At 56.9% G+C, this 21956-nt stretch carries 22 protein-coding genes; 20 read left to right on the forward strand and 2 right to left on the reverse strand.

Annotated features, from left to right (window positions below; all coding sequences use genetic code 11):
- The first annotated feature begins 47 nt into the window (after positions 1-47).
- The 20 genes from ACUNV4_RS18310 to ACUNV4_RS18405 all read left to right on the forward strand — a co-directional run bounded on the left by ACUNV4_RS18310 (position 48) and on the right by ACUNV4_RS18405 (position 19543).
- A complete protein-coding gene (locus ACUNV4_RS18310; RefSeq protein ID WP_430880043.1) occupies positions 48-578 on the forward strand; it encodes a TRAP transporter small permease in 531 nt (176 codons plus the stop codon).
- Entirely contained in the window at positions 575-1855 is a 1281-nt protein-coding gene (locus ACUNV4_RS18315) for a TRAP transporter large permease (protein ID WP_430880044.1), read from the forward strand. Before ACUNV4_RS18310 ends, ACUNV4_RS18315 begins: the two co-directional genes overlap by 4 nt.
- Positions 1856-1922: 67 nt before the next feature.
- Positions 1923-2702, forward strand: coding sequence for an enoyl-CoA hydratase/isomerase family protein (locus ACUNV4_RS18320; protein ID WP_430880045.1), 780 nt, complete (start codon positions 1923-1925; stop codon positions 2700-2702).
- Positions 2703-3932, forward strand: coding sequence for a CaiB/BaiF CoA transferase family protein (locus ACUNV4_RS18325; RefSeq protein ID WP_430880046.1), 1230 nt, complete (start codon positions 2703-2705; stop codon positions 3930-3932).
- A 351-nt stretch (positions 3933-4283) separates the two neighbouring features.
- Positions 4284-4634, forward strand: coding sequence for a phasin family protein (locus tag ACUNV4_RS18330; protein WP_430880047.1), 351 nt, complete (start codon positions 4284-4286; stop codon positions 4632-4634).
- Positions 4635-4905: 271 nt separating this feature from the next.
- Positions 4906-5238, forward strand: coding sequence for an ArsR/SmtB family transcription factor (locus ACUNV4_RS18335; protein WP_430880048.1), 333 nt, complete (start codon positions 4906-4908; stop codon positions 5236-5238).
- 20 nt (positions 5239-5258) lie between these two features.
- Positions 5259-5969 (forward strand): arsenical resistance protein ArsH, encoded by a 711-nt coding sequence (arsH, locus tag ACUNV4_RS18340; protein WP_430880049.1) that lies wholly within the window; start codon positions 5259-5261, stop codon positions 5967-5969.
- A gap of 21 nt (positions 5970-5990) precedes the next feature.
- Positions 5991-7019, forward strand: coding sequence for an ACR3 family arsenite efflux transporter (gene arsB, locus ACUNV4_RS18345; protein ID WP_430880050.1), 1029 nt, complete (start codon positions 5991-5993; stop codon positions 7017-7019).
- A 435-nt stretch (positions 7020-7454) separates the two neighbouring features.
- Positions 7455-8465 (forward strand): extracellular catalytic domain type 1 short-chain-length polyhydroxyalkanoate depolymerase, encoded by a 1011-nt coding sequence (locus tag ACUNV4_RS18350; RefSeq protein ID WP_430880051.1) that lies wholly within the window; start codon positions 7455-7457, stop codon positions 8463-8465.
- A gap of 137 nt (positions 8466-8602) precedes the next feature.
- Positions 8603-8740, forward strand: a complete 138-nt coding sequence (locus tag ACUNV4_RS18355) for a hypothetical protein (protein ID WP_430880052.1) — start codon at positions 8603-8605, stop codon at positions 8738-8740.
- A 133-nt stretch (positions 8741-8873) separates the two neighbouring features.
- Positions 8874-10049, forward strand: a complete 1176-nt coding sequence (locus ACUNV4_RS18360) for an efflux RND transporter periplasmic adaptor subunit (RefSeq protein ID WP_430880053.1) — start codon at positions 8874-8876, stop codon at positions 10047-10049.
- Position 10050: 1 nt separating this feature from the next.
- Positions 10051-12087, forward strand: a complete 2037-nt coding sequence (locus ACUNV4_RS18365; RefSeq protein ID WP_430880054.1) for a MacB family efflux pump subunit — start codon at positions 10051-10053, stop codon at positions 12085-12087.
- A 291-nt stretch (positions 12088-12378) separates the two neighbouring features.
- Complete coding sequence (locus tag ACUNV4_RS18370) at positions 12379-12963, forward strand: YceI family protein (protein WP_430880055.1); 585 nt, start codon at positions 12379-12381, stop codon at positions 12961-12963.
- Positions 12964-13590: 627 nt separating this feature from the next.
- Entirely contained in the window at positions 13591-13764 is a 174-nt protein-coding gene (locus ACUNV4_RS18375) for a ribbon-helix-helix protein, CopG family (RefSeq protein WP_430880056.1), read from the forward strand.
- Entirely contained in the window at positions 13761-15281 is a 1521-nt protein-coding gene (locus ACUNV4_RS18380) for a CHAD domain-containing protein (RefSeq protein WP_430880057.1), read from the forward strand. Before ACUNV4_RS18375 ends, ACUNV4_RS18380 begins: the two co-directional genes overlap by 4 nt.
- Positions 15278-16021: a ParA family protein gene (locus ACUNV4_RS18385; protein WP_430880058.1), complete on the forward strand. Its 744-nt coding sequence runs from the start codon at positions 15278-15280 to the stop codon at positions 16019-16021. The genes ACUNV4_RS18380 and ACUNV4_RS18385 overlap by 4 nt, the downstream gene beginning before the upstream one ends.
- Positions 16022-16043: 22 nt before the next feature.
- Positions 16044-16517, forward strand: coding sequence for a CYTH domain-containing protein (locus ACUNV4_RS18390; protein ID WP_430880059.1), 474 nt, complete (start codon positions 16044-16046; stop codon positions 16515-16517).
- Positions 16510-16941, forward strand: a complete 432-nt coding sequence (locus ACUNV4_RS18395; protein WP_430880060.1) for a hypothetical protein — start codon at positions 16510-16512, stop codon at positions 16939-16941. Before ACUNV4_RS18390 ends, ACUNV4_RS18395 begins: the two co-directional genes overlap by 8 nt.
- 172 nt (positions 16942-17113) lie before the next feature.
- A complete protein-coding gene (locus tag ACUNV4_RS18400) occupies positions 17114-19144 on the forward strand; it encodes a putative bifunctional diguanylate cyclase/phosphodiesterase (RefSeq protein WP_430880061.1) in 2031 nt (676 codons plus the stop codon).
- Positions 19145-19252: 108 nt separating this feature from the next.
- A complete protein-coding gene (locus tag ACUNV4_RS18405) occupies positions 19253-19543 on the forward strand; it encodes a Dabb family protein (RefSeq protein WP_430880062.1) in 291 nt (96 codons plus the stop codon).
- A gap of 162 nt (positions 19544-19705) precedes the next feature.
- Here the strand turns inward: ACUNV4_RS18405 and ACUNV4_RS18410 are convergent, their stop codons facing one another.
- Together ACUNV4_RS18410 and ACUNV4_RS18415 are read right to left on the reverse strand one after the other, a co-directional pair.
- Complete coding sequence (locus ACUNV4_RS18410; RefSeq protein ID WP_430880063.1) at positions 19706-21274, reverse strand: GMC family oxidoreductase; 1569 nt, start codon at positions 21272-21274, stop codon at positions 19706-19708.
- Positions 21275-21368: 94 nt separating this feature from the next.
- Entirely contained in the window at positions 21369-21947 is a 579-nt protein-coding gene (locus tag ACUNV4_RS18415; RefSeq protein ID WP_430880064.1) for a hypothetical protein, read from the reverse strand.
- Positions 21948-21956 lie beyond the last annotated feature (9 nt).

The following is a 21956-nucleotide window of genomic DNA, read 5'->3' on the forward strand; positions in this document are numbered from 1 at the left end:
GCCACGCCATGGGCACGGCTACCAGTCGCCCCTTGAGAGGATTTCCAGTGAATCGAATCGCCCATGTACTCGAGCGCCTGCTCGAATGGTTCCTCATGCTGCTGATGGTAGGACTGACCACCATCGTCATCATTTCCGTCATCTACCGCAAGTTCGATGCGTCCCTGTCCTGGTACGACGAAGTCGCCAGCATCGCTCTGGCATGGATTACCTACTACGGCGGTGCACTGGCAGTGCTGAAGCGCAAGCACATCGGCTTTGACAGCGTCCTGCTCGCCATTCCCATGCCAGTTCGGATGTACACGGCCGTTTTTGCCGAAGTGGTCTTTCTGGCTTTCTTCATTCTACTGGCCTGGGCTGGCTGGCAGGTACTCCTGGTTCTCGAGGGTGACACACTGGTCAGCCTGCGCTGGGTGCCGGTACAGCTCACGCAGTCGGTCATCCCCGTGGGAGCTGCGCTGTTCATCATCTGCGAGCTGTTGAGCGCCCCGGACTATCTGCGCATGGTCGGCTCGGGCGTGTCGGCCGAACATGCCGAAATCGAGGCGGAGATCGAAGCGGAGATGCAACGCACATGATTGTTCTCGGTATCTTCATCGTTCTGGTGCTGCTGATCTGCATCAACGTCCCCATTGCCGTGGCGCTGGCGGTTGCGGCCATTTTCGGTCTGGTGATGACCGAAGGTGCCAGCTCACTGGTCACCGTTGCGCTGGACATGTATGACGGTTCCACCAAGTTCTCTCTGATTGCCATCCCCATGTTCGTTCTGGCAGGCGCAATCATGAATGCCGGTGGCATCACCGACAAGCTGATCAATTTCGTGGCGGCCCTGATCGGCTTTGTCCGTGGTGGCCTGGGAATGGTCAACATCGGGGTATCCCTGTTCTTCGCGGAAATCTCCGGTTCGGCGGTGGCCGATGTAGCCGCACTGGGCTCGGTGATGATTCCGCAAATGAAGAAGCGCGGTTATTCCGGCCCTCTGGCGGCAGCCATCACGTCATCCTCCGCCTCACTGGCCATCATCATTCCGCCGTCCATTCCGATGATCGTCTATGGCGTGTCGGCCAATGCCAGCATCGAGCAACTGTTCGTGGCAGGAGTGGTGCCGGGACTGCTGGGTGCCGCAGGCCTCATGGGTGTCGCCTACGGGTTTGCACGCAAATACAATCTGCCGACGGAAGACGCCTTCAATACCCGTCGAGTCAAGGAGACCTTCAAGGAAGCTCTGCCAACCTTTCTGTTGCCTGTCATCATTCTGGGCGGCATTTTCGGGGGCTATGTCACGGCAACCGAGGCGGCAGGACTTGCCGTACTGGTCTCCATGGGGCTGGGCCTCTATTACCGGGAAGTGAATCTGAAGCGACTGCGTCAGGCCATGATCGAAGGCGGCATTCAGACGGCCGTGGTCATGTTGCTGGTCGCAGCCTCGGTGCTGATGGGTGGCTTCCTGACCCGAGCACAAGTGCCCCAGGAACTGGCGCAGACCATGATGGACATGACCGGCAACAAGTACGTCATCCTGTTCATTCTGAACATCTTCTTTCTGATCATCGGCTTTTTCCTGCACTCGGTGGCCGCCATCATTCTGGTGGTACCCATCGTCGTGCCACTGATCGAGCTGGCGGGCATCGACCCCGTGCACTTCGGTCTGATCGTGACCCTGAACCTTGCCATCGGACAACAGACTCCCCCGGTCGCCTCGGTACTGATCACGTCATGCTCCATCGCCAAGGCCAACATATGGGATGTCTCCAAGGTCAACGTCTATTTCGTGGCGGTACTTCTGCTGGTGCTGTTCATGTGCACCTACATACCTGCAATTCCGATGTTCCTCGTCGAATACTTCTACCGATGAGGCCTTTCGATTTTCCCTGATACCACATGTCCGACCCCATTGACGAATCACCCCCCCCGGACACCCCATGAATGACAACGACGAACTACTGCTGGACGTACACGACGGCATCGGGACGGTCACGTTCAACCGACCGGCTGCTCGCAATGCACTGACCTTCGGCATGTACGAGGCTCTGGCCTCGGTATGCGAGCGCATTCTGGACAAGTCTCTCGACATCAGAGTCCTGATCATCACGGGTGCAGGTGACAGGGCGTTTGCCGCTGGAACGGATATCACGCAATTTCGCGACTTCGAGACACCGGAAGATGCCTTGAACTACGAGCGAGAAATGGACCGGGTACTGAGCAAGCTCGAGGCTCTGCCTGTTCCGAGCATCGCGGCCATTCGCGGCGCCTGTACCGGCGGTGGCGCGGCCATTGCCGCCTGCTGTGATCTGCGCATTGCCAGTGAGGACATCCGGTTCGGATTTCCCATCGCACGTACACTGGGCAACTGCCTGTCACTGAGCAGCCTGTCCAGACTGGTTGCACTGCTGGGCGCACCCAGAACACGGGACATACTGTTGACGGCCAGGCTCATCGGCAAGGAGGAGGCATTGGCTTGTCTGTTGATCAATGAATGTGTCGCCGACCCCATGAGTCGGGCCAGGGAACTCGCCACGACACTGCAACAGCATGCACCGCTGACGATGGCAGCCTCCAAGGAGGGGCTTCGACGCCTGAGAGAACACACCGCCGACATCAATGGAGATGACCTGATCGTACAGTGTTATACCAGTGACGATTTTCGTGAAGGCATGGACGCGTTTCTTGCCAAGCGACAACCACGGTGGCGAGGTCGATAGATGCACACTGACAGGGACAAGCCAACAAAGAACTCGGGGCCCTTGAGCGGCATGAAGGTGGTGGAGTTGGCACATATCATGGCAGGACCAGCCTGCGGCCTGCTACTGGCAGACATGGGTGCCGATGTCATCAAGGTGGAAAAAACCGGCAGCGGGGATGACAGCCGGCGATTCCTGCCACCCGACATCCAGGGTGAGTCCGCCGCCTACATGATGATGAATCGCAACAAGCGGGGCATCGCGCTGGATTTGAAGCAGACGGATGGCAAGCGAGTACTGAAGAAGCTGCTGGAAAACGCCGATGTGGTGATCGAGAACTATCGCCACGACACCATGGCTCGACTCGGCCTGGATTACGACACGCTTCGAACACTGAACCCGGGATTGATCTACTGCGAGATTTCCGGCTTTGGCCGCACCGGTCCTTACCGGGAAAGAGGCGGATTCGACCTGATTGCGCAGGGCATGTCCGGACTGATGTCCGTCACCGGAGAAGGCCCTGACCGCCCACCCGTCAAGGCCGGACCACCGATCACCGATATCACGGCAGGGATTCTTGCCGCCATGGGTGTCAGTGCCGCCTACGCCTCGAAACTGCAGACCGGTCTGGGACAGCGTGTCGACACCTCCCTGTTCGAAGCCGGAATCACTCATACGTTCTGGCAATCAGCCATCGGCTTTGCCACCGGTGTAGCGCCCCAGCCCCTGGGCTCCGCCCACCCCTTGAATGCCCCCTATCAGGCCATTGCCACACTGGATGGCTGGGTGAACCTGGGCGCTGCCAACCAGGCAAACTGGGAGCGAATGCTGAAAGTCATTGACGCTACCCATCTGAATGAGGATGAGCGCTTTGCCAGCAACGCGGCGAGAATGCAGCACAGAAGCGAGCTGGTGGCAGAGCTGGAGACCCGCTTCCGACAACGCAAGACGGAACAATGGGTCAGCCTGCTGAACCAGGCCGGTATTCCGGCAGGACCGATACTCGATATCCTGCAGATGCATCAGGACCCGCAGACCATTGCACGGGAGATGGTCGTGGACGTGGAACACCCGCGTGCCGGCACCGTGAAATCCCTGGGCACTCCGGTGAAGTTTCACGGCACACCCGGCTGCATCCATCGTGCAGCACCGCTACTGGGACAGCACAGTCGGGAAGTGCTGCTAGAAGCAGGCTTTACCGACGAGGACATCGAAGGTTTCGTGGCGGGCGGCGCGGTGCAGACAGCCTGAGCGCTGCTCGGCCAGCCTTGCCGTGATGACAGGATTTCCATGCCGCGAGCAATTCGTTCAAGCAGCCTTGCTTTGATGGCAAGGTCCTGGAGCTGCGAGCAGTTTGTTCATCCAGATGCCCGAACTCTAACGCAGTGCGTTAAAAATTCACTAAAAAAGGAATTTTTCATCATTTTCCGGAAATTCACATGCATTGTGAACATTGCAAGCAATTGAATTAACAGCCAAAATAAAATATCACCCGGTAAAATCGGAATTTTCACTATTTCATGTTGCACTGCAAAACTTCCATCCCTATAATCCTTCCATCGCGACAGACAACTGTCTTCATATCACCAAAGGGATAAAACCATGACAAACGTTGCAGAAAACATGAACGAACAATTCAAGCAGATGATGGACATGCAGGCACGTGCTGTCGAGCCAATGCGCGCCTTCGCAGTCGTTGCTGCTGATGCCGTCGAGCAACTGGCTCGCAAGAACTACGCTGTTGCCGGCGATGTACTCGAGTCCACTACCAAGCAGGTACACCTGACCGCTTCCGGCAAGGACCTGACTGAAGTTGCAGCTGCTCAAGCCGCTGAAGCCAAGGCACTGGTAGAACTGATGAACACTCGCGCTTCAGAATACGCTGAACTGGCCAAGCAAGTTTCCAGCAAAGTGAAAGAAGCTACTGAAAGCGCTGCTGCCTCTTTCAAGTAAGTTCTCTGATGAGCTGATTTGCCATCAGGCAAACAGCACGCAGTTCCGAATCCCGGGAATCTGATGATGGTGAATCATCAGGTTCACGGGATTTTCTGTTTCTACAAGGCCCACTTCATTTCTGTGGCTCCCTGCACAGTGACCGGTGCGCCACTCAGCACATCATGCTGCCACCCACCTCTCACATCATGCTGCCACCCACCTCTCGCTCTGGTTGACAGACTAGTCATCAGGCATTGATTTATCCTGATATATCCATTATTCTCGATATATGGATAAAAAGGAAACTCTCGAGGCGCTGGCGGCACTCGGTCAGGAAACACGACTGGATGTCTTTCGCCTGCTGGTAAAAGCCGGCGAGGAAGGCATGCTGGCTGGCGAGATTGCGCAAACGCTGGATGTACGCCAGAACACGATGTCCGCCAACCTGTCAATCCTGTTGCAGGCTGGCCTGATCCGCAAGCAGCGCGAAGGTCGCACCATTCGCTACCTTGCCGACATGGAAGGTCTGCGCGGTTTTCTGGCCTTCCTCATGGAAGATTGCTGTGGCGGGCGCCCGGAACTCTGTCAGCCTGTCATCGATGACATAGCCTGCCTCTGTTGAACATGAACCAGGAAACGAAGGTGTCAGACACCCCACAGATTGACGACGAACACTTTCGCGCAACCGATCGTAGCCGACTGTTCCCGACCGAACAGAGCACTCACCCGGCGAGGATATTGCTGCTTCATGGATCGCTGCGCGAGAGAAGCTATTCCGAGCTCATGACCGGAGAAGCCGCCCGGGTGCTCGAGCGACTGGGCGCCGAAACACGACGCTTCGACCCTCGCGATCTACCGCTGCCCGATAGTGAGGACGCATCACACCCGAAGGTGGCAGAGTTGCGCGAGCTGGTGAGCTGGAGCGAAGGCATGGTGTGGTGCTCACCGGAACGACACGGTGCCATGGCTGCAGTCATGAAAAGTCAGATCGACTGGATCCCGCTGTCCCTGGGCGGCGTACGCCCCACACAGGGAAAGACTCTGGCAGTCATGCAAGTCTGCGGTGGCAGTCAGAGTTTCAACACCGTGAATCAGCTCCGCATTCTGGGACGCTGGATGCGGTTGCTCACCATCCCCAATCAGTCCTCGGTTCCCAAAGCGTATAACGAATTCGATGAAGCAGGTCGCATGCTGCCCTCGCCATTCTACGACCGCATGGTTGATGTCATGGAGGAACTGCTGCGATTCACGCTGTTGACACGAGACATCAAGGATCATCTCGTGGATCGTTATTCGGAACGCAAGGAAAGCCACGCGCAGTTGTCAGCACGTGTCAGTCAGAAAAACATCTAGTTCAGGAAAATCACGGAAAAAATGGGTATTTTCGAACGCTATCTCTCCGTCTGGGTAGGTCTGTGCATTATCGCAGGCATCGTCCTCGGGCAACTCGTACCGGGCGTTTTCCAGGCGGTCGCCGCTCTGGAATATGCTCACGTCAACCTGGTTATCGCCGTCTTCATCTGGGTCATGATCTACCCCATGATGGTGCAGATCGATTTCACCGCCATCAAGGATGTCGGCAAGAAACCCAAGGGATTGGCATTGACCCTGGTGGTGAACTGGCTCATCAAGCCCTTTTCCATGGCAGCGCTGGGCTGGTTGTTCTTCAAGGTCTTCTTCGCTGCCTGGGTCGATCCGCAATCGGCCAACGAATACATTGCCGGCATGATTCTCCTGGGTGTGGCGCCCTGCACCGCCATGGTCTTTGTCTGGAGCCAACTGGTCAAGGGTGACCCCAACTACACCCTGGTTCAGGTATCCGTCAATGACATCATCATGATCTTTGCCTTTGCACCGATCGCCGCAGTCCTGCTGGGCGTCAGTGATATCGTGGTTCCCTGGGAAACCCTGCTGCTATCGGTCGTGCTGTATGTTTTGCTGCCGTTGCTGGCGGGTGTACTGACACGCCATCAGCTGCAGTCACGCAATGACCAGGACGCGCTGGGCAAGTTGGTCGCCACCTTGAAACCCTGGTCGGTCATCGGCCTGCTGGCAACCGTGGTGCTGTTGTTCGGCTTTCAGGCGGACAAGATTCTCGGTCAACCGGTCACGATCGTCCTGATTGCCATTCCACTGATACTGCAGGCTTACGGCATCTTTGCCATCACCTATGCGGCAGCGAGGACGCTGCGACTGCCTCATAACGTGGCGGGCCCGGCCAGCCTGATAGGCACATCGAATTTCTTCGAGCTCGCCGTGGCGGTGGCCATCTCACTCTTCGGCCTGAATTCCGGTGCCGCCCTGGCGACGGTTGTCGGGGTGCTGGTAGAGATTCCTGTCATGCTATCGCTCGTCGCAATCGTCAATCGCACCCCGCAATTGTTTGCACCCCAAGAGGCCTGACAGAAGACACGATCCGCACAGGGTACTGATCGGCCCACCTTTGTGATTCAGGCAATGAGATGCCCCATTCGGGGCAATCCCGGGCTGCCGACTCCCGCGAGAAAAGGACCCTAGCGGCCCCGTTCAATCTCACCGACAAGTCATGCAGCCGTCACGACTTGTATGCATTGCAATATGTACAAGGATTCTCAGCGCTTGTTAACAATTGCTCACAATGAAATGTTACATCCAGCAAATTCAGCAACATAGGTAATCACTTCACCCCTCTCACTGCTTGCCATGCAACACTTTTGATGCGCTGCAACAGTTGCATTTGAGCGAAATAGTACCTAGGCTCCAAGCTGCTTGAATGCAGTCTGTTATCGAGAATCTGTCGCAAGGAAGCGAATCTGCAAAAGGCCAGAATCCCATCGATCGCAGAAGTGAGAGAAAGCCATGAACCCAACCCCAACAGCCACCGAGTTGTCCAGCCTGCTGGACAGCCAGCTGACCAGTCCGCCAAAAGGCATCAGCCTGGATTCGACTCTGCCTGCGGGACTGCATCCACACTCACGCGAGCGCATCTACCGCTTGTATGTCCCGGCAGGCTTTGACACGGGCAAGCCCAGTGCCCTGCTGGTGGTTCTGCACGGCTGCCACCAGACCCATGAAGACATACAGCGAATTTCCGGTTTCGACACACTGGCAGACAAACAGCAGTTTCTCGTGCTCTACCCCTACGTCACCAGTTACTCAGGGTATCGTGCACGCGAATGCTGGGGCTGGTGGATAAAGGCGCACCGCACTCGGGGCCGAGGGGAAGTACAGGACATCTGGCGTATTGTCGAACAGGTTCAGCGAGACTATGCAATAGACGCGTCTCGACTCTATGTCTGCGGCTTGTCTTCGGGTGGCGCAATGGCAGTGAACTGCCTCATTGCCCATCCCGACAGATTCTCCGGCGGCGCCAGCGTTGCCGGGCTGGCCTATGGCGAAAGCCCCTCCGCCGTGAAGATATCGGCCTTTTCCATCCCGCGCTACCACTCGCTGCAACGGCTGCACTCCTCCGCCCTCAGGAATCTGGCTGGGGCAGCACCACCCAATTTGCTGATCATTCACTCGGATGGCGATCAGGTCGTGCCCGAGAAGGCAACGGACAGCCTGGAACTGAGCTGGAAACAGTTGGCCAACCTCGATGCCGCGGCGAATGAATGGAAGATTGCCGGAGAGGCCGACGATGTGCCATGGACGCTGACGGGCCATACCTGTGGTAATCAGCCTCGCCTGCTCAGACTGGACACGCCCGGCTTCCCGCATGGCTGGCTGGGCGGACAGGAAGGTCAACACAGCAGCCCCGAAGCACCTTGTGTGTCAGCGCTGATCTGCTGGCATATGGTGGCATCCGCGAGCAGAAAGCGTAGCCGCGTGAATTCAGCCCACAGCGAACTGCTGCTGCAGGCCAGCTGAGACGGTCGGTGGCATCGGGCGTTGCTGTCACCGGAAACAAGGAAAAAACAAGACAACGATGAGCTGGCTGCTGGTTGCGTCGTTACCGCCCATAAGATAGGTCGAGTCAGAAACCAGCGCTTCTTCAGGAGACCACCATGCGCAATTCGACCATCAGGCGCAGCAGCAAGGTACTCGTGACTCTACTGATCATCAGCCAGCTGACGGCCTGCCCTCTGATTCCACCTCGCGCCCCGGGAGGACCTACTCCGGCGGGCGCTCACCATCCCCGGTAGCGGGCAGCGACCAGACTCCGGATGACATCAGCACACATGCACAGTGTGTCGAACAACGTCTTCCCGGACAACCTCATTCAACAACACGCCATGTGCGCCTCTGTTGCGCAATAACGGCAAGAAAGACAGACCGATGCATAGACCCCGATTGTTCTACTACCTGATCTCTGCAGTTCTGATCATTGCCGCACTGTGGGTCTGGAAGTCATACTCCAGCGCACAGGATCTTCCGGCACCGGCAACAGCCAGTGTAGTGCGAGGCACCGTGCAGGACACCGTGCTGGCCACGGGCATCATCGAAGCGAACCAATTGGTCAGCGTCGGTGCCCGCGTTTCCGGGCAGATTGAAACGATGGCCGTGAAACTGGGACAGACTGTGGCCGAAGGTGATCTGATCGCCCGGATCGATTCCCAGGATCAACAGAACGCCGTTCTGCAAGCCAAGGCTGAACTGGCCATCATCGACGCGCAGATTGCAGCAACCCGGGCACGTCTGTCGCAATCCCGACATGATCTGGAACGTGAAGAGCAGCTGCTGAGCAGCAATTTCACGTCCACTGAAAACGTGGAAACGGCGCGCCTGAACGTGCAAGTGTACGAGGCCGAACTCGAGGCCCTGCAAGCGCAGCTATCCAGCGCTGAAGTCAACGTCTCGAACATGCAGATAGCATTGCAACGCACCAGTATCCATGCGCCGATCTCCGGGACGGTGGTTGCCATTGTGGTCGACGAGGGGCAGACCGTGAATGCATCGCAGAGCACTCCGACCATCGTCAAGATCGCCGAACTGGACACCATGCTGGTGAAGGCCGAGATATCCGAAGCAGATATCGTTCAGGTTCAGCCCGGACAGGCTGTCACTTTCACGATTCTGGGCGAGCACGACCGGGAGTTTCCAGCCGAGGTGCGCGAGGTGGAGCCAGCACCCTCGGAAATCGAAACCAGCGATACCATTTCCTCCGATGAGGCGGTCTATTACAACGCGCTACTGGAGGTCGACAATACACAACACTTGCTGCGTATCGGCATGACCACGCAGGTGTCCATCATTCTGGACAGCGCGAACAACGTACTGCGAATTCCAGCGGCAGCCTTGCAAGCTGGCCCTCAGGGCCGTTTCGACGTTCAGGTGTTCGATCCCGCCACTGAAGCAAGGACCGTGAAAGCGGTGGATGTCGGTCTGAACAACGATATCGACGCCGTGATCCTTTCCGGGTTGAGCGAAGGTGAGCAAGTGATCATCGGTTCGACCATGGCAAGACCCGCCTCCGATGAGCCACGGATGCGCATGCCGCCGATGGGGCTTTGACATGGCCACAGCTCTGATCCAGGCACGCGGACTCAGCCGCAGCTTTCAGGCAGGCGATGAGAAGATCACGGTACTGAATGACGTGGATGTCGATATCTGGCCTGGCGAGCTGGTAGCCATCATCGGCGCCTCGGGCTCCGGCAAATCGACGCTCATGAACATTCTGGGCTGCCTCGATCGACCCAGTGCCGGGCGGTATCACTTTGCCGGACAGGATACCGGCGACCTGGATCCGACGGCACTGGCCAGATTGCGTCGCGAGCACTTCGGCTTCATATTCCAGCGCTATCAGTTGCTGCCTGATCTTGATGCTATCGGCAATGTCGAAGTGCCTGCCATCTACTCGGGCATCAATCGCTCGGAACGGCAGGCTCGGGCCGCCGAGCTGCTGACACAACTGGGCATGGCCGATCGACTGGACCATCGCCCGTCAGAACTCTCTGGCGGACAGCAGCAACGTGTCTCGGTGGCACGCGCATTGATGAATGGTGGCGAGGTGATTCTTGCAGACGAGCCTACAGGCGCTCTGGACAGCAAGAGCAGTACCGAGATGATCGAACTGCTACTGGAACTCAATCGACTTGGACACACCATCGTCATGGTCACGCATGACCCGAAGGTAGCCAGCCACGCACATCGCACCATCGAGATCAGCGACGGTCGTATCGTCTCGGATACCCGACACAAGATTGACACTGAAGCTGGAGCTGGAGCTGGAGCTGGAGCTGGAGCTGGAGCTGGAGCAGGAGCAGGAGCAGGAATCGATGATGAAGCCGGGAAAGACCCGATAGTCGATGCCAACCCTCCGTTGCCGCAGCGTTCTTCGGCAGGTGAGGATAGCCAGCTGTCCAGACTCAGAGAAGCCTTGTCCATGTCGGTCAAGGCGCTGACCGCCCACCGAGTGCGCTCGCTGCTGACCATGCTGGGCATCATCATCGGCATCGCTTCTGTGGTGCTGGTAGTCGCGCTGGGTACCGGCAGCCAGGAAACGGTTCTGCAGAACATCAGCTCACTGGGCACCAACACCATCACGGCACGCCCGGGAAGCGGCTTTGGACGACGCGATGCGCAGCGCATCGAGACACTGGTATCGGCCGATACCGAAGTGCTGGCTCGTCAGGAATTTGCCGACAGCGTGTCACCGGCGGTTTCCAATCCGGCCTCGGTGATCTATCGCAATGTGGAGGCTACCGCGCAGATCAATGGCGTCAGTGGCGACTACTTTCAGGTTCACAACTACCAGACGGTTGCCGGTACCGTCTTCGGTCCACGCCATGTCGATGCGCTGGAACAGGTCGCAGTCATCGATGAAGACACCCGCGATACATTCTTCACCGAAGGCGACGACCCAATTGGCGAAGTGCTGCTTCTGGGAAGAGTCCCGGTGCGCGTCATCGGTGTTGCAAGCTCTTCAGGTGCTGCCTTCGGACCCTCTTCACTCAATGTGTGGATTCCCTACACCACTGCCATGGCCAGAGTATCGGGGCAGAGCTTTCTGGACAGTATCGAGGTTCGTGTCGCCGATGGTTACGACACCACCACCGCACAGAATGAGATCACGGCACTACTGACTGCTCAGCATGGCAGCAAGGATTTCTTCCTGGTCAACAGCGACACGATTCGCTCCACCATCACCTCTACCACGCAGACGTTGACTTTGCTGGTGGCCGCCATTGCCGTGATTTCACTGTTGGTCGGTGGCATTGGCGTCATGAACATCATGCTGGTGTCCGTCACCGAGCGAACCCGGGAAATCGGCGTGCGCATGGCCATTGGCGCTCGCCGCACAGACATCATTGCGCAGTTTCTGATTGAAGCCGTTCTGGTCTGTCTGATTGGCGGTGTGCTTGGCGTCCTGCTGGCACTCTCGACAGGCTATGCAGTATCGATACTGAACGAGAAGGCCAATCTGGTGTTTTCCAATACGGCCATCGCGGTAGCGTTTCTGTCGGCCACGATGATCGGCATCACCTTCGGGTATCTGCCGGCCAGAGCAGCTTCGCGACTGGATCCGCTGGACGCCCTGAACAGGGAATAGAGTCACAAGGCCCTGCCTGAGCTCATCAACCGACGGCATGACCGCACCCTTGCAGGCAGACTGAATGCGCCTGCCCGGAGTCTCCGGCCCCGCCGGTGAGACCCCCCCCCCCCGCCACAGGGAGAAGAACAGATTCCAACAACAATCAGGGGCTGACGACGATGCCGCGATTACTCGCTCTGTGGCGCGGCAAGGCGATGTAAAAGCAGGGAACCGAATACATGCCACCTTGTCCGATGCCATGATAGGTTCGCGGCAAATTCACCAACACCACTCAGGGAGAAACATCGCATGCACATCAGTCATTTCATTGCACCCGCATTGGCAATCGCATTGATCGGCAGTGCGACGGACGCCTTGGCTCTCGACATCGACAGCGGCAACTCGAAGGTCAATGTCGTCTCCACCAAGGTTCTGGCAGACGGGACATCAAGCGTTGCCGAGATCTTCACGTTCAATTCATTGGAAGGCAGCGTAGACGACAGTGGCGAAGCCACCGTCACGATAGACCTTGGCGCCATAGAGACAGGTATCGACATACGCAATGAACGCATGGGCGAGTACCTGTTCGAAACGGATCGCTACCCGACGGCCACGATAACCGCACAGGTACCTGAAACTGCGCTGGCTCCCGGTCAACAGACGCTTGATCTGGAAATCGGTCTGGATATGCATGGCAAGCAGGCGACGTACACGCTTCCCGTGCTGGTTGCAAGTGATGCTGCGCAGGTGACGGTCACCGCGGAGCAACCCCTCCTGCTCGATGTAACTGCGTTCGACCTCCAGGGCGGACTTGGCAAACTGGGTGAACTGGCTGGTCTGCTGCACATACCGGCTACCGTTCCCGTCACCTTCAGTCTGACATTCAATCGTTGATCGGTCGTGCCCCTGCGAGCGGCTGAACACACTCGCCAGACAGTTCGTCGCAGGGGCTCGTCGACATCGGCGACATCCACGATATCGGCGTTTACTGCAAGCAGCCACGGCTCGTGACCACACCGAGCCGGATCGTGCAGCACTGACAGTTCACCCCCCCCTTCGCCAATCACGCCACGCAAGTCAGCTCGAACGCCATTACGCACTGACCCTGACATCGACAGACCACTCCTAGAAGCTCTCATGGGATTCCCGAGATATTCGGGGCTTCCTGCCTCTATTGTCCGTGCTTGTGTTCGTACCCCTGCTTGTGCTCGTACTCCTGCTCGTACTCCTGCTCGTACTCCTGCTCGTACTTCTGCTCGTACTTCCGCTTGTGCACCTGCTCTTTATCGTACTTGCACTCTCACATGTACCCGCCATTGTATTGTCTTGCGACACTGTCGGCCAGGCACGAGCAAGTGTCCGAGGCTCTGCAAACAGCGCAGTCGGTGGCAACTCGCCCCAGTCGGAACATGGCAGAGTCGCCTTGAGCTTCGATACATTTTGCTTGCCTTACTGTTGACGTCTTGACGTCATGCATTCAATGCGTCAGGATAGTGTCTGGTATCGACGAAGACCAGCCTCGTGAGTAAGGATCAACCCAGCAAGAAAAACACGTCCTTGCGCCTGGAAAGCAGCATGCTCAAGGCTTTGAAAATCAGGGCCATCGAGGAAGACAGCAGTGTGCAGGTCATCCTTGAACGGCTCGTTGAAGAATATCTGAACACCCCCAGAAAACAAAAAAAATCCAAGAAATGAATCCAGCATTGGAAAAGACCTGGCTACTGAAAAACACCGTTGATGACAGCGAACTCACATCAATTCTGGCAGCCGAATTTCAAGTGGAAATCGAACAGGCCCTGACATCAGAGCTGATTGTCCACGACGACTTCGATGCCGATCTGTGGAATACCGATCTGATGCTCTGTCGGGTTGACAAGAACCGGTTTCAACTCATCAAGGGGACAGAACTTGTCGGCGAGGTACGCGCATCGGCAAAAGCGCGGTTCTGGTGGGACTTCCCCGACAGCGATCTGAAAAGCCTGTTGAAAAAGAAGATCGGCCTGCGCGCGGCCATGCCCATTGCCTCACTGCAACTGGTCAGCACTCGTTTTTCCCTGCGAAACAGTGATGACAAGATCGTGGTCAGAGGCCAGCTCTCGCAATCCAGGGTGGATGATGACGGCCAGCACTATCTCACCCTGCAGCAGATGCGCGGCTATGCCAAGGCTGCCCGGCAAGCTGAAAAGCTGTTGAAACCTCTGTTGGGACAGGCAGTGGCAGACTTCGGCTTGAAATCGATGTTCGCGGCGCAGCATCCCGGAACGGTCGAGAGCAATACGCCTGCAGAACTGCACCTGACGGCAGACATGCCAACGGAAGTGGCGGTGCGCGCCATGGGTACCGACATGATCGATCAGGCGACATCACACGTCGATGGTGTGGTGGCAGACATTGATACGGTCTTTCTGCATCAGTTTCGCGTCAGCGTCCGCAAGCTGCGCTCCCTGATCAGTCTGCTGAAACGATCATTGCCCGCCGAGACGGTGGAAATCCTGGCGCCGCAGCTGTCCGGTATTGCCAGCAAGACCAGCAGGCTGCGCGACCTGGACGTCTTCCTGCTGGACAGGAACCACTATCGTGACATGCTGCCTGAGAGCCACACTGCCGGACTTGAAGCCTTGTATGTGCAGGTTGAAAAACAGCGGCAGCTGGAAAAGAACCGCCTTGCACGCTATTTCTCCTCGAAGCAGTTCCAGCACGACATCGACGCTTGCAGAACAGCGCTGTCAGCCCCCCCGGCATTCCTGAACCCCATCTCCAGGAAACCCGTGCAGACAGTCGCCAGATCCCTGCTCATCAAGCGTTTCAGGAAGATTCAGGCAATGAGTGCGCAGCTGCACGCAGACTCTGATGACGAGCATGTGCACGACATTCGCAAGGAATTCAAGAAAATGCGCTATCTGATCGAGTTCTTCATCGAGCTACTGCCGAAGAAGCGCACCGCTGCCCTGCTGAAGGACTTGAAGAAACTGCAGGTGACCCTCGGCGACTTCAATGACTATTGTGTGCAGATGGAGTTTCTGAGCAGCTTCGAAGACGAGCGACAGATAGAGATGACGAAGGCATTGAGCGGGCTCATTGCCGTACTGCATCACCGGCAGATGGAAACACGCAAGCAGGTGGAGGCGGCACTGGCGCTCTTTTTTACCGACGACATGACCATGCAGATCGAATTGGCCTTTGGCTCGAAGACCCGCGGAGAATCCAGATGAAAGTTATCGCCTGCTACAGCATGAAAGGCGGTGTGGGAAAAACCGCGACCGCCGTCAATCTGGCCTATTTCGCGGCAAAATCCGGCAAGAGAACGCTGTTGATCGACCTCGATCCGCAGGGCGCTTCCTCTTTCTACTTTCGCGTCAAACCTTCATCGAAGAAATGGGGAGAGCGGTTTTTCAAGGCGTACCGAACGCTGGTGAAGAACATCAAGGCCAGTGATTTCGAGCATCTGGATGTCATTCCGGCGCACTTGAGCTTTCGCAACTTCGATTCGATGCTGAGCGATCTGAAGAAGCGCGAAAATCGATTGAAGCGTCTGCTGAAAGGTTTCCGGAAGGAATATGATCTGGTAATACTCGACTGTCCGCCGTCCATCAGCTTTCTGTCGGAGTCGATATTCACCGCCTCGGATATCGTTCTGGTTCCTGTCATCCCGACCACGCTGTCGGAGCGCACCTTCGAGCAGCTGTTGCAGTTTTTCCAGGAAAACAAGTATCCACAAAAGAAGATCGTGCCGTTCTTCTCGATGGTCCAGTCTCAGAAGTCTCTGCACAAGTCCACCATGGAAGCCATGTCCACGCGTCGCAAGGTGTTTCTGAAGTCCACCATTCCCTATTCTTCCGACATAGAGAAAATGGGACAGCACAAGGCCCCAGTGGATCTGTTTGCCAGATCAACGTCGGCCAACGCTGCCTACATGAAACTGTGGGCCGAAATCTCCGAACAACATCTCTAGTTTTCGACCCGGGAGGAATACCGTGGCAATTGAAATCGAACGCAAGTTCCTGGTGACTCGACGACCGGAGGCCGAGCTGCAACAGGCACTGGTCGAACAGATTCAACAGGGTTATCTCATTCGGGAAGCGGAACGGGAAGTCAGAATCAGACGCAAGGGAGACCTGTTCTACCTGACTGAAAAGAAGGGATCGGGCATGAGTCGGGACGAGCACGAGATTCTCATCACCGAACAGATGTTCGACGCCCTGTGGCCCCTGACCAGAGGCATGCAGCTTGCCAAGGCTCGCAGTACCTTCATCCTGGATGAGCATCGACTGGAACTCGACATCTATCAAGGTGAACTCGAACCCCTGATGATTCTCGAAACCGAGTTCACCTCGGAGGAACAGGCTCTGGCCTGGTCTCCTCCCTGGTTTGCCGGCCCGGAAGTCACCGGAGACAAGCGTTACAAGAACGCTCAACTGGCTACGGAAGGGAAACCGGACAATGGGTAAGAAACATCAGAAGCTGAAAAAGAGAGTCGCCGTACTCCCAGTTCTGATGAAGAAATGCAGGAAAAACAAGAAGCGGAAGAAGAAGTGCAAGATCTACCTGATTACCAGTCGAGCGCACTCGCATTGGATCATCCCGACCGGAAAACTGGAAAAGAATCTGAGTAACCGACGAGTCGCCTTGCTCGAGGCCTTTGAAGAGGCCGGCGTCCTCGGCAAACTGGATGAACAGTTCAGGATCCAGGTTCTGCTGCGGCGCCCTCACTGCAAGAAGAAACGCAAGACCATCGTATTTCTGCTCTACGTCAATCGTATATTGAACCACTGGCCGGAGGAGCGTGAACGCAAACGCAAGGCGGTCAGCATCCAGAGTTACATCAAGACAGTGTCGGACAAGAAACTGAAGAAAAAGCTGCTGACCCTATGAGATCTGCGTCGGGTTGTGGCCCACCGGAAACGGCATGATCTCCTGTCGGGTTTCGGCAAGGTTCCATCGCTCAGGATAACTCGATCAAGGTTCCGGCACTACAACCAGTTCTTCCTGTTACACAGCGGGAACCGCTCCTAAAGCACCCTGAGCAGACTGCCGTTAGGCCACAATGAGCAACGGAATCCGACTGGCGCTTGCGAGCTTGTACGGCGTCAGCAAATCATTCAAGGCCAATACCCAGCCCCGATCGCTCTGGTGGTCGGTGCCGGGGTGGGCGTGCGCTTGTGCATTGCTGCTGTTCGTGGCCACCCATGCCATGCAACTGTCGGAAGAGCGCCTTCTGACGCAGGACGCCGAACACACGGCTCTGCAATACGCCGATTTCATCGCGCAGATCGTGCCTGATCTGGACCGTCTGTTCGCTCATGGGGAATTGAGCGCACAGGCGCAGGAAGTGTTGCAACGCAATACGCGACTGGGTGACGTGTTTCGCTACAAACTGTTCGATTCCAATGGCCAGCTGTTGCTGACATCCGATGAGATCGACTCGCTGAAGCCGCTCACGGCAACGTCCACGGTACAGCTCGTGACCCAGCCTCATGACACCGGCAACCCCTACGTCAGTGATATCGTGCTGGGTGGCAAGAACCATATCGAGCTGGCCGATGGCCGTGCAAAACCTGACAGACCCGATCTCTATTCCGAAGCCTACGTGCCGCTTGCAGGCCCTGATGGCATTCTTGGCGTTATCGAAGTCTATGTCGACCAGAGCGCCCGGCAACTGCGTATTGCATCAGCATTCACCAGAATCGTCACCACGGTCATCGGCCTGTTTCTGCTGGGCGTGCTGGGTCTGGCCTGGCAGATCTGGCAACGCCAGTCAGACCGCCGACGCGATGAGGAAAAAATCCGCTATCTGGCCGAGCATGATGTCCTGTCCGGAGCGCTGAACCGAGCCAGTTTCGAAAGTGTGCTTGTCGCCACTGCGCGGGCCGCAGAGGTATCAGGGGAAGGCTTTGCCATCCACTGCATCGATCTCGATCGATTCAAGGAGATCAACGATACGCTGGGGCATTCGGCTGGCGACGAAGTATTGCGCGGTGTGGCATCCAGGCTGACCGCCCTGCACCGACCGGGGGATGTCCTGGCAAGGCTCGGCGGTGACGAATTCGCCATCCTGCAGGCCGCTCTGAACAGCCCTCGAGATGTAGAAGCCCACGGACGTCGCATTGTCAAGGCGCTGTCCCGCCCCATGGATGTCGCAGGCAACAGAGTTCCCTGCGGTGCCAGTGTCGGTGCCGCCTGTTTCGGTATCGACGCCACTGAAATCAGCGACCTGTTGCACAAGGCCGATCTGGCGATGTATCGGTCCAAGACATCCGGGCGCGGGCGCTTCAGCTTCTATGACGAAACACTGGATCAGGAGCTCGAGGAACGTCGCCTGCTGAGCATCGACCTCCGCACTGCGCTTGCCGATGAAGCACTCAGCTTGCATTACCAACCATTGTTCGATGCATCCGGCAGTGATCGGGCTGTTGGTTACGAGGCCCTGATGCGCTGGCATCACCCGGTTCGTGGCAACGTCCCGCCATCGGTGTTCATCCCTCTGGCAGAAGAGTGTGGAGAAATCGTCGCGCTGGGCACCTGGGCCATCAAGCAGGCCTGCCGTGATGCGGCCCAGTGGAACGATCATGCCCGCGTTGCAGTCAACCTCTCCGCTGCACAGTTCCACGCAGACACCGCGGATGTCGTTGGTATCGTGGAAAATGCCCTTTCATCGACGGGTCTGGCCCCGCAACGACTCGAACTGGAAATCACTGAATCACTGCTGATCAGTGACCCGGAGAAGGTGCTCGACAGCCTCAACCGGCTGTCCGGACTGGGCGTACGGATTGCCATGGACGATTTCGGTACGGGTTACTCCAGCCTTTCCTATCTGTGGCGATTTCCGTTCAACAAGGTCAAGATCGACAGAGCCTTCGTCAACGAATTGGAAAGCGAAGGCAAGGTCTCACTGGTCGTCGCATCAATCATCACGCTGGCTCACTCGCTGGGCATGCGAGTCAATGCGGAAGGCGTGGAAACAGAACAGCAACGAAACGCGCTGCGTGAACTCGGCTGCGATGAGTTGCAGGGATTTCTGCTGGGACGACCAGAACCACTGGACAACGATAGCGAAAACGAGCAAAAGGCCGCCTGAGTCGAATCGCGGGAATCCTCAATTGCAGGCAAGCCACTGGTAAACTGCGCGCAGTCAGGATCCTCTCCTGAGCAGCAGGCTTTCACCGTGGTACCAAAGGCAAACTCCATGATCAGGCATATCGTTTTCTTCACCGCCAAACGCAAGGAAGACTTGCAGGCAATATACGACGGACTTTCACTGCTGAAGGAAATTCCCGATTGCCTGCATTTCGAAGTCGGCGTGAATACACGAGAGGATCCGATTTCCCAGAGCAAACCGGATTTCGTGGTGTATGGCGAATTCGAATCGGATGCGCAGCTGACAGCGTTCAAGCAACACGTCAATTACCAACGTTCGATAGAGCTTGTCAGACCGCTCAGAGACATGCGTATCGCGGCCGACTTCGATGCGGCCTGAAAGAGGCAGAACACTCGTCGAGCACAGCGCAGTCACATCATGACCGCTGATCGGCATCACACCGACACGACATCGGCACGCTGGTAGCACGACTTCCTTCGCCCCACCGGCAAACGGCACATGGCCGCTGCCGGCAGGTTTCTGCGGTATCTCGTCAGCGCATCAGATCGATTTTGACTTCATCGCTTCGGCAATGTAATCCGCCTGCCGAATCGCCAGGCTGACGATCGTCAGTGTCGGATTTTCCGCAGCCCCTGTGGTGAACTGACTGCCATCTGACACAAACAGATTATCGATGTCGTGTGACTGACCGAACTTGTTGACCACACCAAGGGCAGGATCGGCGCTCATGCGGTTGGTCCCGAGATTATGCGTGGATGGATACGGAGGTGTGGGGTAGGTTTGCGTGGCGCCGACGGAATCGTACAGTTCCATCCCCTTCCTGTAGGCATAGTCACGCATCGCAATATCGTTCGGATGGTCGTCGAAATTGACATTGGCCACCGGCATGCCGAACTGATCCTTGGTATCCGACAGGGTCACCGCATTGCTCTCCTGCGGCATGTCTTCACCAACCAGCCACATGCCCGCCATGTTCTCGTAACTATCCATGGCGGCGGTGAATTCCCGTCCCCAGGCACCCGGATTCAGGAAGGCGGCCATGAACGGCACACCCAGAGAGAGCGTTTCCATCTCGAAACCGCCGACAAACCCGCGGCTGGGATCAAGTCGAGCCTCGTCGGAGATGATCCCTGCCATGGTGGTTCCACGATACATGTGGACGGGTTTGTCGAACACGGCATAGACCGAACCTGTCATGTGACGCATGTAGTTCTTGCCGACCTGACCAGAGGAATTCGCCAGGCCATCCGGAAACATGGATGATGCGGAATTGAGCAGCAATCTCGGGCTTTCTATCGAATTGCCCGCCACACAGACGACCCTTGCCTTCTGCAATTGCTGATTACCATCGGCATCCTGGTACAGCACACCACTGACCTTGCCGTTGTCATCGTGTTCGATTTTCAGGACATGCGCCTGCTCTCGCACTTCCAGTTTGCCCGTTGCTTCCCCCTTGGGAATCTCGGTGTAGGCGGTTGACCACTTGGCTCCCATCTTGCAGCCCTGGAAGCAGAATCCCAACTGGCGGCAGGCGGCACGATCATCGCGCGGCTCGGAATTGATGGCCATGCGCCCTGAGTGACATTCCTTGTAGCCCAGTTTGTCCGCACCGGCTTTCATCACCTTGAAATTGTTGTTGCCGGGCAACCCGGGAATATCGTTGGTTCGCGTCACCCCCATCTTGTCTTCGGCCTTGGCATAGTAGGGCTCGAGCTCTTGCAGGGTGACCGGCCAGTCAAGCAGATTGGCGCCAGCGACATCACCGTATTCCGTTTTCGCTCTGAATTCGTGATCCTGAATGCGCAGGGACGCGCCTGCCCAGTGCACGGTGGAGCCGCCCACCGCCTTCACGATCCAGGCCGGCAGATTGGCAAAATCCCTGGAGACTCGCCAACTTCCGGAGGTAGTGCGCATATCGGTCCAGGCCAGTTGCCCGAAGCTTGCCCACTCATCGTTGATGTAATCTGCCGGCAGGTGTCGTGCCCCGGCCTCCAGGGCAACAACATCGATTCCTTTCTGTGCCAGTTCGTTTGCCAGGGTACCGCCACCGGCACCCGTACCAATAATGACGACAACACTGTCATCATCTAGATCATATGGAGCTGTCATGTTCTGTGTTCTCTAGGTCAGGTTGGAGTATCGGGTTGCGTTTCGCTGGACCCGTTGCATGTCAGTGAAAAGTTCTGTCCGGCGTCCGCCGCCTTCACAGCCAGTTCACATCATCAAAGCCACGCGCCAGATAACCTCCCTTTTCAAACGAAGATCCTTCATAGCCCAGAATCGACCAGACTTCCGGCTGGTTGTACAGACTCACTACAAGTCCGCCCCGGATATTCTGAAAGAAGGCCTCTCCCTCCATGGCTTCCAGAATGGCTACTCGGTCCTTTTCCCAACCAACGCCCACATACGATTCATGTCCACCGGATCTGGCCATTTCATTCAGTCCGGCGATTCCGGATTCGATCAAGGCCTTGTAGTCTGCATCTTCCGCCGCCCTGGCATCATGCCCCTTCACCGCGACCGCGTAGAGCTCGTCGCCGAACCGGTCGTGCGGATAGATATCTCTTGCCATCTGCACCAACGTTGCCATCACCTCGGGTGACAAGGCCTTGGTTTCCAGCGCCCAGGCCGCATTACTGGCGGCAAGAAAACCATTACCCAGCATCAGGCTGCCGCTGATGCCCAATCCTCTCTTCAGCAGCTGTCGGCGTGTCATCTTTCCGGCCGTTGGGGCGTTTACACGGACAAACTGCATGGTCTGACTATCAGGTATACCCACCATCTTCACTCC

The sequence above is a fragment of the Granulosicoccus sp. 3-233 genome (assembly GCF_052681095.1).